This window comes from Plantactinospora mayteni (assembly GCF_016862935.1).
Taxonomy (GTDB): domain Bacteria; phylum Actinomycetota; class Actinomycetes; order Mycobacteriales; family Micromonosporaceae; genus Plantactinospora; species Plantactinospora mayteni.
In genome coordinates, this window is record NZ_BONX01000026.1 from 65,291 (window position 1) to 77,787 (window position 12,497).

Sequence of the window (12,497 nt, forward strand, 5' to 3'; positions counted from 1 at the left end):
CCGCCGTCCCGGAGAGCCGACCGACCGGCCCCAGCAGGAGGGCCACGAGGCCGTTCAGGGCGCCGTCGCCGGGCCGGCGCGGTTGGCGCGGCAGGAGTAGCGTGGTTGATCGCATCCGGGGGAGGTTCGCCATGGCGATGAGGGCGAAGCGGGTGAGCCTGCTCGACATCGGGCTCGACTCGTCGTTCGACGCGGCGATGACGTTCGTCCAGTCCACGTTGCAGAACATCAACGCCGAGCACCAGCAGCCGATCGTCGACATCGACTTCGTCCGCTCCCGGGATCCGGACACGGTGCTGACCGCCTTCACCGCCTCCTGCGACGTACTGCACGTGATGGCACACGGCGACCGCAGCAACACCCCCACCTTCGCCAGCAGCGACGGCCGGACGAAGATCTCGCTGGAGGCACTGGGCGAGGAGGCGGCCAGCCGGGGCCGGGGCATCTCGGCGCACGCGATCCTCGCGGACGGCTGCCGGACCGGCACCGGTGCCTGGCAGAAGGCGGTCCGGGACTGCCTCCAGGACGAGGTCACCTACATCGGCACCTCGGCACAGATCGGCTGGCACGAGAGCGGCGTCTTCTGCTCCGCCTTCTACGGTGCGCTGTTCCGCAACCGGGGCCGGGGCATGACCCCGGCCGAGCAGGCCCAGGACGCGGCCGAGCGGGCGATCGAGGCGTATACGCTGCTCACCGACCGGCACTGCCCGTTCCGGGTACTCACGCTCAGCCCGAGCCGCTGGGCCCGGATGGCGCTGGCCTGACCCGCGCACTCCACCCCGCCGCCGCCCGTCCCGGGCGACCGCGCCGATCCCGGCCGGGCACGCCGCCGCTGGTCAGGCTGCTGCTGGTCAGGCCGCTGATCGGGGGGTCGTCGCCCGGGAGAAACGGGTCGACCCGCCGGCCCGGCGCGCGGCCGGGGCGGGCGGCCGGGAGGTGCTCGGCGGGGCGACCGCCTGCTGCCAGTGGTCCAGCATCGGCAGCAGATCCCAGCCCACCTCGCGGCGCCGGGACGCGGCGGCGGCGCAGCGGGCCCGCCAGCTCCACTCGTCGAGCGGGGTGGATGGCCCGGTCAGCTCCGCGCGCAGGTCGAGCAGGACGTCGACGGAGTGCCGGAACGCGGTACGGCTCCGCTCGCCGTCCGGCCGGTCCAGCAGCCAGCCCAGCCCCCGGCCCGCACAGGTCGCACACTCGCAGTGCCACATCCCGTTGTCCGGATGGCGCTGCATGGTCGCCTCGATCTCCGACAGCGGCGCGTACGACAGGCACTGCCGGACCACCGCCGACGGTCGGGGTACCCCGATCAACGGGCGGGATCCGACGGGTCGGCGCGGATCGAGACGGCGCAGCGCGGGTTCGGTGCCGATCGCCACCGCGGTCGCCCCGGAGCAGAGCACCCCGAGCACCGGCAGATCGGCCCGGAGCACCAGCACCGGTACGCCGCAGCCGAGCAGTTGGCGCAGCCCGCGCACCGTACTGGCCGGGCTGAACGGGTTCGCCGACTCCTCCACCACGACCGCCACCGGTACGCCGACCGCCGCCACGTACCGGACCAGGGTCTGCCGGGCGATCCGGTCGGTGAGCCAGCCGGGGTGCATCGGCAGCAGCGCGATGGCGTCACCGAGCCGGGCGGCCCGTTCGAGGATCCCGGCCAGGCCGGCGGTGTCGTCCCGGTCCAGGTAACCAGAGTCGGTCAGCACCGGCAGCCCGAGGTCCCGCTGGCAGTCGATCCAGCGCGGGTCGAACGGAGCCTCGGCGGGCAGCCGACCGTCGCCGACGTACCGGGCCGCGTCGAGCAGTACGGGTCGGTGGTAGTGGTCGACCTCCCGCAGGTGCCGGGCCCGGCCCAGGCAACCGCGCAGGTTGCCCCGGTCGGCGGTGACGACCAGGCCGCCGCCGCTCCGGTCGGCCGCCTCGGCCGCCTGGGTGACCTGGCTGGTCCGGCAGTGCAGCAGCAGGCTGCGGTCGAGATCTCCGATCCGCCGCCCTGTTCCGCCCGATCGCCCGTCAAGGTCCCACGCCACGAACCCTCACCCCGCTGATCGTCGTCAAGACATTGATCACCATGAGTGCTTAGATGGTAACTCGACGCAACGAGACGAGGTAGCGGAGTGCAATTCCTTTGGCAGATCGCGGAAAGTGCCTTGGCCACCGCGACCGGTTCCGGTAACGGAACCTCACACCGCCCGGGTGGACGCGCAACTCCGCGCCGACCGGTGACTCGCACCGTCGGCGAGGCCCGCCTCTCGGATCTCTGAACGATATCGGCGATATCGAGCCGCGAGACAGCGCTGCGCGACCAGCCCGGACGGCGGTCGGCTCAGAGCACCATCTCTCGCCAGCCCGGGCGCCCACCTAGCCAGGCGTCCGCAAGGATGCGCGCGGACGCCTCACCGGGGCACTGCTGCACCTTCGAGCGCCCTTGGGCGCCCCCAACCTGGGCCTCGACTTCCCATCGCTGCCCATCCGTACGAATGTAGACGTCGCGCCGTGAGCGCGGACCCCGATCGCCGTTCCACCAGTGCCGCTCGACTCTCACCCGGTCACGGTATAGCACGGATGGACCTGGTGGATATCCTCAATAAGCAAACCTTGACCACCTGGTTATCGTCGGGGCCGCGTCGACGCCCCGGAAGCCGAACCGACCCGACGGCGAAACTGTCGAACCGGGTGCCCGAGTGTCGCGCAGAACGGGGCCGCGCGATCGGCGAAGACGCGGCACCCGAGGCATCCCCCCGGATGGCGGAAGCCGAGCGTGGACCTCGGCCGACGGCCCCACGCCGGACGGGGCCGCGACCGCCGTTCCCGGCAGACGACCACGGGTGGCGGAGGGGTCGGCACCGGGGCGGGCTGGGCCGGCCGTCAACTATGGGGGAAGGTGACGGCCGGGTTGCGGGCACCCGCCCCGGGGCCTGTTCGGGGTCGGCCACCGACGACGTCCCGCCGTCGACCGACCCGCCACCAGTCCACCGCCACGTCGGCGGAGGGCGGCCCGCCGTCGTCGGGTCACGCGGCGGACCGACCAGCGAAGCATGTCGTCCTCCCGTACCCCGATGTCGGACAATCCGTCCGCTTACCCCGAAACCGCCGACGAACCCGGGTCGACATCGCCGACGGGCGTTTCCCGATCGCCGACGGGCGTTTCCCGGAGTCGGGCCCGTACCCGGGCGGCCCGGTTCGCCAGCACCTGCCGGGCGTCGAGGTCCAGGCTCTCGATCGCGACCAGGGCGGTGAGCGCGACGTCGGCCAGTTCGCCGGCCACGTCGTCGAGGCTGTGCGTCACACCCTTGCGGGGATTCTGGCCGGTCAACCCGATCCACGCCCCGGCAGCCTCGCCCGCCTCCTCGGTGACCTTGAGGATCCGGCAGGTCAGTTCGGCCCGGCCGGTACCGTTGGCCCGGTCCAGCCAGGCGCGTGCGGCGCGGACCGCCGCCCAGGTGGGATCACTCACCAGGCCACGGTAGCGGCGCGGACCGGCCGGAACCGCGCCCCGTCGGCCGGTCCGCCGGCCCGACCGCCCAGGACAGGGCCCGTCACCCGTCCCGGCCCGCCGGCTCGACCACCCGGGACGGGGCCCGTCACCCGTCGGCCGCCCGGAGGATCTCGGTACGCCCCACCGGCGCCGGCCAGACCTGCAACAGGTAGTCCTCCACCCGCTCGGCCACCGGCCGGCCGAGGCAGGGATGCCGCCCCCGGGCGTGTACCCGGATCCGATAGCTGCCCGCACCCCGGAAGCTGACCCGGGGAAAGTCGGTACCGCCGCCGCGCGCCGACCGGACGTGCGACTGGCCGACCGCCGTCCGGTACGAGATCTCGACCGCGTCGTCCCAGCCGGCCGTCTCCGCCGCCGGTCGTTCGGCGTGCAGCTCGACGGTCAGGTTGACCCAGCCGCCCCCGCAGCCGGTACGCACCAGCATGGCTCCCTCGGTCGCCCCCACCAGGCCGTTGTCCCGGGCGTTCGCCTGCCAGTGCCAGCGTGGCGGCGGATCGGGATCGGTCAGGCAGAAGAAGAACCGGGCGACGCGTACGACCCCGGCGCAGACCCAGGTCGCGTCGGTCACCCGGTATTCGAGCAGCGACCCCGCCCCGAGGGGTATCAACGTCGCTCACCCGTTCCACGTCGGGCGGTGATGGGCAACACCGCGCTTCTCCCCGCATCAGCGCATCAGACAGTTGTATTCGTAAATGTCCTCCCTTGCACTCTGACACAGCACCTCGATGCCGTCCACTCGCATCCCGCGGTGACCTGGGAAGCGCACGTGCATTTGCGGTTTGCAGACGCCACGTGCAATCACGCTCTGTTTTGGTTACTGTGCGCAGTGACGCGATGCGTAGAACGACCCCCCATGCCGCGCAACATCGGTCGTATCGCCCTGTTCCATCGCGGACGGGTCAACAGTAAGTTAGCTGCACAGACAAATACCTGTCTCGCGAGATGCAACTTGCACCACGGCATGCGACTCTCCCCGGAGGAGCAACTCGCGCGTCAGACCGGCCGCCGCCCAAACTCACCGTCCAGCGGGGACGGCACTACGGGCAGTGACGTTCACATCAAGAATGGAGGCGCTGTCAGTGGCGAACCACCAGCTGATCCGGCCGCTGAGCTCGCGCGCGAGCAAGGAACCCGTCCGTCATACCGCTCCGGCCCGCCCGCAGGTTGGCCTCGCATCCGCCGCGCGCCACGCGCGCCAGGTCGAGGAGCGGTGATGACCGTGACGCAGTTCCAGGACGCCAGAGGGGACCTGTTCGACAGCCCGCTGCCCCGGCGTTCTCCGGGAGCCAGACTGGACAGCGGCGGCGAGGACACCCCGCCCGACGGCGCCTCCGACCAGCCGGGCCCGGGTGCCGCCGGCCGGCACCGGTCCGACCAGTCGGCCGTACACGCCGAGTTGGGTGTGCTCCGGGACCGGGTGCCCGGGGTACGCGGCGCCGTGCTCGCCGGCATCGACGGGCAACTGCTCGGCCACGACCTCACCGCCGGCCCCGAGCCGCTCGACCTCGCCGCGCTCGCCGCGACGACGTTCGGGCTCGGTCGGCAGTGCGGCCTGACACTCCAACAGGGTCCGCTGCGCGAACTGACGGTCCACAGCCACCAGGGCTACTTCACGGTGTACGGGGTGAGCGACCAGATACTGCTCGCCGTGCTCGGCGACGACCGGTTGAACGTGTCGTGGCTGCACCTGGAGGCGGGACCGGTCGCCGAACGGATCGCTGACCTGCTGCACGTCGGCGGCACCACGTAGCAGCATGGGCTGGGGCCGGCGTCGGGTTCGCCCGACGCCGGCCACCCGCCAACCCCGCCCCACCCGCCAGTTCCCGCTCCACCCGGCAGCTCGCCGCTCCACCCTCGGGGTCCGCTCCGGCCGCCGCAGCCTGGGGAGAGAGATCAGCCGATCATCAGGTAGCGGGTCACCACCCCGGCCGCGGCGGTGACCGCCTGGCGCAGCGTCGCGGCGGCGTCCACGATGCCGGCGTCCAGTGCGGTGACATACGTTCCGGCCACCACGTCGAAGGTGACCCCCGGGCCACGGCGGCGTAGGTCGGCCGGCCCGGCCACCGGGTTCCGCCCGGCGTTGCGCATCAACTCCTCGTACGGCGCGACCAGCGCGTCGACCACCACCGTGTAGCCGAGCGCCTCGTCACCGCCGCGCGGCAGCCGGGCACCGATCCGCCCGGCGACGGTGAGCAGGGCCGCACCCCCGCCGGGTACGAGTCCCCACTCGACGGCCGCCTTCGCGTTGCGTACCGCGTCGTCGATCTGCCGTTTGCGCTTCTTGAGCTGCCCCTCGGTCGACTCGCCGACCCGGATCACCGCCACCCCGCCGCCGAGCCGGGCCAGCCTCTCCCTCAGCAGGTCCCGGTCGCGCCCGGCCTCGTGCCGCGCCAACTCGGCGCGCAGCCCCTGCACCCGGCGCCGAGCCAGGTCCGGGTCGCCGGCCCCGTCCACCACTGTGGTGTCCCGGCGCGTGGTGATCACCTTGCGGGCGCCGCCCAGCACCTGTGCGGTGGCCGCGGCGAGCCCACCCTCGGCGTCGTCGACCACCTGCGCCCCGGTGAGCAACGCCAGGTCGTCCATCACGGTGCAGCGCTCCTCGTCCGGCCACGGCAGCCGGACGGCGACCGAGTTGAGGGTGTGCCGCATCTTGCCGACGATCAGCGCGGTCAGGGCCGCGTCCCGGACGTCCCGGGCGAAGACCGCCAGCGGCCGACCGGACCGGCCGACCTCGTCCAGCAGCGGCTGCAACTCCGGTACGGCGGAGAGCCGCTGGTCGACGATGAGGATCGACGGGTCGTCGAGTACCGCCTCGGCCTCCTCGGGATCGGTCACGAAGTACGGCGAGACGTGCCCGGCCGGCACCCTCGTGCCCCTGGTGAGTTCGAGTTCGAGCCCGAAGAGGTTGCTCTCCTCGACGATCACCACACCGTCCTTGCCGACCCGCTCCATCGCGGTGGCCAGCAGGTCGCCGATCACCTCGTCACCGGAGGCGATCGTGGAGACCATCTTGAGCTGTTCCTTCGTCTCCACCGGCACGGCCAGGTCGCCCAGCTCGGCGAGGACCGCCAGGGCGGCCGACTCGATCCCTCGGCACAGCGCCACCGGGTTCGCGCCGGCCCGCAGCGCCGCCGAGGCACCGTCCAGCATGGCCTGGGCCAGTACGACGGTGGTGGTGGCGCCGTCGCCGACCCGGTGCCGTACTCCCTCCACCAGTTCCCGGACATAGCTGGCGCCGATCGCGTCCCGGGTGTCGTACGCGGTGAAGAGCCGTACCACGCTCGCCGCGTCGGCCAGCTCGTGGTACGCCCCGGAGGCGTCCTCGACCAACACCCGCCGGCCGAGCGGCCCGAAGGTACGCCGGACCAGATCGGCGCCGGCCCGGAAGCCACGGGCGACGATCGCCTGGTGCCGGTTGTAGTTGGTGGGCCGGGGCACCGCTGCGGTGGCCGCCTCGACCGTCCCGCCCGGCCGCTGCTCGCCGCTCCCCGGCGGGTTCGCCGTCGGCGGGACGGTGGCCAGATAGATGTGCGGCTCGGCGTTGTAGGCGCTCCACTTCGGCTTCTGGTCCGGCCGGCGGCGGACCACTCCGTCGTGGACGTACCGGAACAGCTCGTCGACGCCGACCCGCCCGTCGCCGTCCAGGTCCGCACCGCCGGTGGCCAGCCCCTCCAGCAGTACGTCGGTGAAGATCGAGCCACGGGGCGCGGACTCGACCAGGCCGTCGGACTCGAAGGCGTACTCGTAGCTGTCGCAGGCGCTGATCACCACGTACCCCCGGCCGACCTGGCCCTCCAGCGCACCCTGCGGCGCCGCCTTGAAGCCCTCGGCGAACGCACCCGCGAAACAGCAGTCCAGGACCAGCACCTTTGCGGCGGCCCGGCACGCCTCCAGTTGCTCGTTGACGAAGGAGCGCGAGATGGCGGTGCTGGCCGGCCGGGTCCGCACGGTGTTGGCGGCGGCGAAGTAGAGCCGGTGGAACGGGTCCACGATGCCGTGGCAGGAGAAGTAGAGCAGCACCAGGTCGTCGTTGACCCGGTCGGCGAGCAGGTCCTCGATCTCCCGGCGTACCTCGTGGTCGGACGCCTCCTGCAACGTACGGACGGTGAAGTTGCCCACCGACGGGTCCTCCAGTACCGCCGCCAGCCGTTCCACGTCCTGCTCGGGAGCCCGGAGCTGGTCCAGCGACGGATCGTCGTACTCGCCGACCGCGACGAGCAGCGCGTAACGGCCGGCCGGCGGGTTAATCCGCACCGGAGCCACTCTGGGTCGGCGGCACGCCGAGCCACTCCACCACCATCTGCTCGGTGTCCTCGCTCGGTGCGCTGATCGTCAGGGTGCGCCGGCCGTCCCGCAGGGTGATCCGGCGGGCGGCGCCGCGTTCGAGGAAGGCGACCGCGACCTGGGCCAGCGCCGCGACGGTGGTGGCCGAGAAGAGGCCGGTGACCACGAGTTCGGCCAGTGATCCGGCGCCGCCGCCCTTGCGGGTGAACGGGCCGGTGCCGCGGCCGAACCCGGCGAGGTCGGGCAGGTCGCCGGGATCGCGCGGCGGGTCGGGGCCGGGCGGGACCGCCGGATCCTCGACCCCGGGCCGGACGAGTTGATCGTCGACACCGGGCCGGACGACGTGCAGGATCGTCCGGGTGTGCAGCTCCCGAGCCAGCGCGGAGGCGGATTCGGCGTCGCCGCGCGCGCTACCGGGGACCGGCCCGGAAACCACCAGCGTGAGCACACCACCATTCATAGAGTAATGGTGTCGTAACAATAAGTAACCGCCTGTCGGGTTCCCGACACTAACCGGTCAGCCTGCTGACACCGATGCCCCGGATCGTCCAGCCTCCGGGGTGGCGGGCGCGGCGGGGGCGTCCGGCTCGGCGGGCCGGCCGGAGCGGCGCCGCAGCAGCATCGAGAAGACCGCGGCGGCGGCGCAGAGCGCGCCGGCGGCGTACCAGGCCAGGGTGTAGGTGCCGAGCTGGTCCCGGATCAGCCCGGCGCCGGTGGCCGCGACCGCCGCGCCGATCTGGTGGGCGGCGAAGACCCAGCCGAACACCACGGCACCGCTGGCCCCGAAGTACTCCCGGCAGAGCGCCACCGTCGGCGGCACGGTGGCCACCCAGTCCAGCCCGTAGAAGATCACGAAGACCAGCATGCTCGGCTCGGTCGAGCCACTGAACAGGCTCGGCAGCACCAGCAACGACAGCCCGCGCAGCGCGTAGTAGGCGGCGAGCAGTACCCGGCTGTCGAACCGGTCGGTCAGCCAGCCCGACGCGATGGTGCCGGCGATGTCGAAGAGCCCGACCAGGGCGAGCAGGCTGGCGGCGGCGGTCTCGGTCATCCCGTGGTCGTGCGCGGCCGGGATGAAGTGCGTACCGACCAGGCCGTTCGTCGACGCACCGCAGATCGCGAAGCCGCCGGCGAGCAGCCAGAACGCCGGGGTCCGGGCCGCGGTGCGCAGCGCGCCGAGCGCCCGGGAGGCCGCCCCGCCGGTCCGGGCCGGTGCCGGCACGACCTCGGTCGCACCGTAGGGCGGCAGGCCGAGATCGGCCGGGTGGTCGCGCAGCAACCACCCCACCAGGGGTACGACCGCCAGCGCCGACCCGGCCACCACCAGCGCGGCGGTCCGCCAGCCGTACGCCTCGACCAGGTTCGCCAGCAGCGGCAGGAAGACGAGCTGCCCGGCCGCGCCACCGGCGGTGAGTATGCCGGTGACCAGTCCCCGGCGCTTGACGAACCATCGCCCGGTCACCGTGGCCACGAAGGCGAGCGCCATCGACCCGGTACCCAGCCCGACCAGTACGCCCCAGCAGAGGATCAGCTCCGCGCTGGTCCGCATGAACACGGTCAGCCCGCTGCCGGCGGCGACCAGCGTCAGCGCGGCGGCGACCACCCGCCGGATGCCGAACCGGTCCATCAGGGCCGCGGCGAACGGTGCGGTCAGCCCGTACAGCAGCAGGTTGACCGAGACCGCGACGGAGATGGTGGCCAGCGGCCAGCCGAACTCCTCGTGCAGCGGGTGCAGCAGGACGGACGGGGTGGCCCGGAACCCGGCGGCGCCGACCAGCGCGACGAAGCCGACGGCGGCGACCAGCCAGGCGGGGTGCAGGCGGCGAAGACTCACCCCGACGAGTCTGCGGGCCGGCGCCGGATCGGACGAGTGGCCGGACAGCCAGGATGCGCAAGAATTGGGCCACCACGACTGGAGAGCGGAGCAGCGGGTGACCATCATCACGCCAGCGGGTATTCGGCCGCACCGGGTCATGGTGCTCGCCGTGGACGGGGTGGTCGGGCTGGACCTCGGCACCCCGGCCCAGGTCTTCGGCACCGCCCGGGACGCCGACGAGCGGTCGCTCTACACCGCCACCACCTGCACCCCCGGCGGTCGGCCGGTACGCAGCACCGCCGGGTTCCAGGTGCTGCCGGACCACGGGCTGGAGATCCTGGCCGACGCCGACACGATCGTGCTGCCCGGGATCCACGACGGCCCACCGCTCACCGACGGCACCGTCGACCCGGAGGTCCGGGCGGCGTTGCGCGAGGCGCACGACCGAGGCGTACGGATCATGTCCATCTGCACCGGTGCGTTCGTACTCGCCGCCGCCGGGCTGCTGGACGACCGGCCGGCCACCACGCACTGGGCGTACGCCAACCGGTTCCGCCGGTTCCACCCGAGGGTACGGCTCGATCCCGAGGTGCTCTTCGTCGACGACGGTGACCTGCTCACCTCGGCCGGGGTGGCAGCCGGCCTCGACCTCTGCCTGCACGTCATCCGCACCGACCACGGCAGCGGGATCGCCAACCGGTCGGCCCGGCGCTGCGTGGTGCCCTCCTTTCGGGACGGCGGGCAGGCGCAGTACATCGAACGACCGCTGCCGGACGCGGCGGAGACCGGCACCGGCCGGACCAGGGACTGGCTCCAGCACCGGCTGCACGAGCCGCTGACCCTGCCGCAGATGGCCGCGCACGCCAGCATGAGCGTCCGGACCTTCACCCGGCGGTTCCGCGAGGAGACCGGCCTCAGCCCGGCGCAGTGGCTGCTACGGCAGCGCACCGAGCATGCCCGGCTGCTGCTGGAGTCCACCGATCTCGGCGTCGACCAGGTGGCCCGGCGGTCCGGCTTCGGCACCGCCGCCGCGCTGCGCCAGCAGTTGCACCAGCGGATCGGGGTGCCGCCGACCGCCTACCGGCGTACCTTCCGGGCACCCCGGGCCGTCGGCGCCGACCCGGCGGCACAGGCGTAGCGAAGATCCGGCGCAGGCGTAGCGAGATCCGGCATGGCCGTGGCGAAGGAGGCCCCGCTGGTGCGGCGGGGCCTCCTTCGCGTTTCCGGCCTTCGGGCGGCCCGGCTTGCGGGGGTCAGGCGCAGGTGTTGCCGTTGAGGGTGAAGGTGGTCGGTGCCGGGTTGGGGCCGGTGTTCGAGGCGAGGAAGCCGAACTGGACGGTTCCGCCCGGCGCGATGTTGCCGTTCCAGTTGGCGTTCCGGGCGGTCACCACCGCGCCGGACTGGCTGCCGGTGGCGTTCCAGAACGAGCCGGCGCGCTGCGCGGCCGGGAAGGTCCAGCCCACCGTCCAGCCGTTGACCGGCTGGGTGCCGGTGTTGGTGACGGTCACGGTCGCGTTGAAGCCGGTACCCCACTGCTGGTCGACCCGGTAGCTGATCCGGCAGGCGGCCGGCGGGGCGGTGGTACCGAACTGGATCTTGTGGAGCTGGCCGGGCAGGTCGTTCACCAGGTACAGCTCGCCGTTGGCGTCCTGGCCGAGGCTGGTCGGCTGGATGGTCAGCTCGGTCAGCGCCCGGGTGGCGTACGCCCCGCCGGGGGTGGCCGGGGGCCGGACCACGAAGGCCGTACCGGAGCAGTAGTCGGTGGCCAGGTAGGTGCCGGTGGCGATGTCGGCGTACTCCTGGCCCCGGTAGACGTACCCGCCGATCACCGCGCAGCCGTCGGTGGAGGTGCGGTACGAGTAGACCGGCTCGACGTACTGGGCGCCGGCCTGGCAGCGGGCGGGGTCGAAGACCTGCGGTCCCTCCCGGCAGGACCAGCCGAGGTTGGCGCCGCCCTGGTTCGCCCGCAGGTGGTCGATCTCCTCGAAGGTGCCCTGCCCGACGTCGGCGATCCAGAGCGAACCGTCCCCGCCGAGGTCGTGCGAGAACTTCCACGGGTTGCGCAGCCCGTACGCCCAGATCTCCGGCCGGGCGTTGGCCGTGCTCACGAACGGGTTGTCCGCCGGTACGCAGTAGGGCCGCCCGTTACAGGAACGGTTCACGTCCAGCCGGAGGATCTTGCCGAGCAGGGTGTTCAGGTTCTGCCCCGAGTTGAGTACGTCGTTGGACCCGCCGCCGTCGCCGATGCTCCAGTAGAGGTAGCCGTCCGGGCCGAAGGTGACGTGCCCGCCGTTGTGGTTGGAGAACTCGGCGTGTGCCTGGGTCAGCACCACCTGCTCCCCGGTCGGCGGGATCGGCGTCTGGTTCGCCGCGCTCAGGGTGAACCGGGAGAGCGTGACGGTGCCCTCCGGCAGTGCGGTGTAGCTGACGTACAGGGTCCGGGTCTGGGTGAAGTTCGGCGTGGTGATCAGGCCGAGCAGCCCGCGCTCGTTGCCGGAGGTGTCGACCCGGTCCCTGATGTCGAGCAGCGGGTCGGCCGCCAGCCCGGTGTTCGGGTGGTAGACCCGGATCGTCCCCTGCTTCTCGGCGATCAGCAGCCGGCCGCTGCCGTCGTCGGGTGCGAAGATCGCGGTCGGCCGCTGGAGTCCGAAGGCGACCTGGGTGGTGCTGACGGTGAGCTGGTCCAGGGGTGGCACCGCGGCCACCGCCGCCCGGTCCGGGGCGGGCTGGCCGGCTGCGGGCGGCGTGCCGAACGCGACGAGCGGGGCGATCAGGGCAGCCGCGCCGGCCAGGCAGAGACGCCCGACAGATTGACGTCGCAACATATTCACTCCCATCGGTTAACAGGAAGGTAATGCTGCGGACGATCGCTAGATCACGGTGTCCCGAACTATGGGAACGCTC

General features: G+C 72.5%; 10 protein-coding genes. 3 read left to right on the forward strand and 7 right to left on the reverse strand.

Going from position 1 to position 12,497, the window contains the following annotated elements; translation table 11 throughout:
• The first annotated feature begins 131 nt into the window (after nt 1-131).
• Nucleotides 132-764 (forward strand): hypothetical protein, encoded by a 633-nt coding sequence (locus tag Pma05_RS19410; RefSeq protein ID WP_239312663.1) that lies wholly within the window; start codon nt 132-134, stop codon nt 762-764.
• 87 nt (nt 765-851) lie between these two features.
• On the opposite strand, the gene Pma05_RS19415 is transcribed toward Pma05_RS19410, so the two are convergent.
• From Pma05_RS19415 to Pma05_RS19425, 3 genes are all read right to left on the reverse strand, one after another.
• The gene (locus tag Pma05_RS19415; RefSeq protein ID WP_203858855.1) at nt 852-2,024 is read right to left on the reverse strand and encodes a hypothetical protein; all 1,173 of its coding nucleotides are present in this window, start codon (nt 2,022-2,024) and stop codon (nt 852-854) included.
• 1,049 nt (nt 2,025-3,073) lie between these two features.
• Complete coding sequence (locus Pma05_RS19420) at nt 3,074-3,451, reverse strand: MazG-like family protein (RefSeq protein WP_239312665.1); 378 nt, start codon at nt 3,449-3,451, stop codon at nt 3,074-3,076.
• A 127-nt stretch (nt 3,452-3,578) separates the two neighbouring features.
• The gene (locus tag Pma05_RS19425; protein ID WP_203858856.1) at nt 3,579-4,100 is read right to left on the reverse strand and encodes a hypothetical protein; all 522 of its coding nucleotides are present in this window, start codon (nt 4,098-4,100) and stop codon (nt 3,579-3,581) included.
• A gap of 606 nt (nt 4,101-4,706) precedes the next feature.
• On the opposite strand from Pma05_RS19425, the gene Pma05_RS19430 reads away from it, so the two are divergent.
• Nucleotides 4,707-5,243 (forward strand): roadblock/LC7 domain-containing protein, encoded by a 537-nt coding sequence (locus tag Pma05_RS19430; protein ID WP_203858857.1) that lies wholly within the window; start codon nt 4,707-4,709, stop codon nt 5,241-5,243.
• 143 nt (nt 5,244-5,386) lie between these two features.
• Here Pma05_RS19430 and groEL read toward each other — a convergent pair whose 3' ends face one another.
• From groEL to Pma05_RS19445, 3 genes are read right to left on the reverse strand one after another with little or no spacing between them, the layout of a single operon-like run.
• Entirely contained in the window at nt 5,387-7,747 is a 2,361-nt protein-coding gene (gene groEL, locus Pma05_RS19435) for a chaperonin GroEL (RefSeq protein ID WP_203858858.1), read from the reverse strand.
• Entirely contained in the window at nt 7,737-8,237 is a 501-nt protein-coding gene (locus tag Pma05_RS19440) for a hypothetical protein (protein WP_203858859.1), read from the reverse strand. Before Pma05_RS19440 ends, groEL begins: the two co-directional genes overlap by 11 nt.
• Before the next feature lie 57 nt (nt 8,238-8,294).
• On the reverse strand, nt 8,295-9,611 hold the full coding sequence (locus Pma05_RS19445; RefSeq protein WP_203858860.1) for an MFS transporter: 1,317 nt from the start codon (nt 9,609-9,611) through the stop codon (nt 8,295-8,297).
• Nucleotides 9,612-9,750: 139 nt separating this feature from the next.
• Between Pma05_RS19445 and Pma05_RS19450 the strand changes: the two genes are divergently transcribed.
• Complete coding sequence (locus Pma05_RS19450) at nt 9,751-10,731, forward strand: GlxA family transcriptional regulator (RefSeq protein ID WP_203859039.1); 981 nt, start codon at nt 9,751-9,753, stop codon at nt 10,729-10,731.
• Between the two features lie 115 nt (nt 10,732-10,846).
• Here the strand turns inward: Pma05_RS19450 and Pma05_RS19455 are convergent, their stop codons facing one another.
• Nucleotides 10,847-12,418, reverse strand: a complete 1,572-nt coding sequence (locus Pma05_RS19455; RefSeq protein ID WP_203858861.1) for a PQQ-dependent sugar dehydrogenase — start codon at nt 12,416-12,418, stop codon at nt 10,847-10,849.
• Nucleotides 12,419-12,497 lie beyond the last annotated feature (79 nt).

What these genes read in the sequence shown, in the direction of transcription:
- Pma05_RS19410 (WP_239312663.1), top strand. Translation starts at nt 132, where the DNA reads ATGGCGATGAGGGCGAAGCGGGTGAGCCTGCTCGACATCGGGCTCGAC.
- Pma05_RS19430 (WP_203858857.1), top strand. Translation starts at nt 4,707, where the DNA reads ATGACCGTGACGCAGTTCCAGGACGCCAGAGGGGACCTGTTCGACAGC.
- Pma05_RS19440 (WP_203858859.1), bottom strand. Translation starts at nt 8,237, where the DNA reads ATGAATGGTGGTGTGCTCACGCTGGTGGTTTCCGGGCCGGTCCCCGGT.
- Pma05_RS19450 (WP_203859039.1), top strand. Translation starts at nt 9,751, where the DNA reads ATGGTGCTCGCCGTGGACGGGGTGGTCGGGCTGGACCTCGGCACCCCG.
- Pma05_RS19455 (WP_203858861.1), bottom strand. Translation starts at nt 12,418, where the DNA reads ATGTTGCGACGTCAATCTGTCGGGCGTCTCTGCCTGGCCGGCGCGGCT.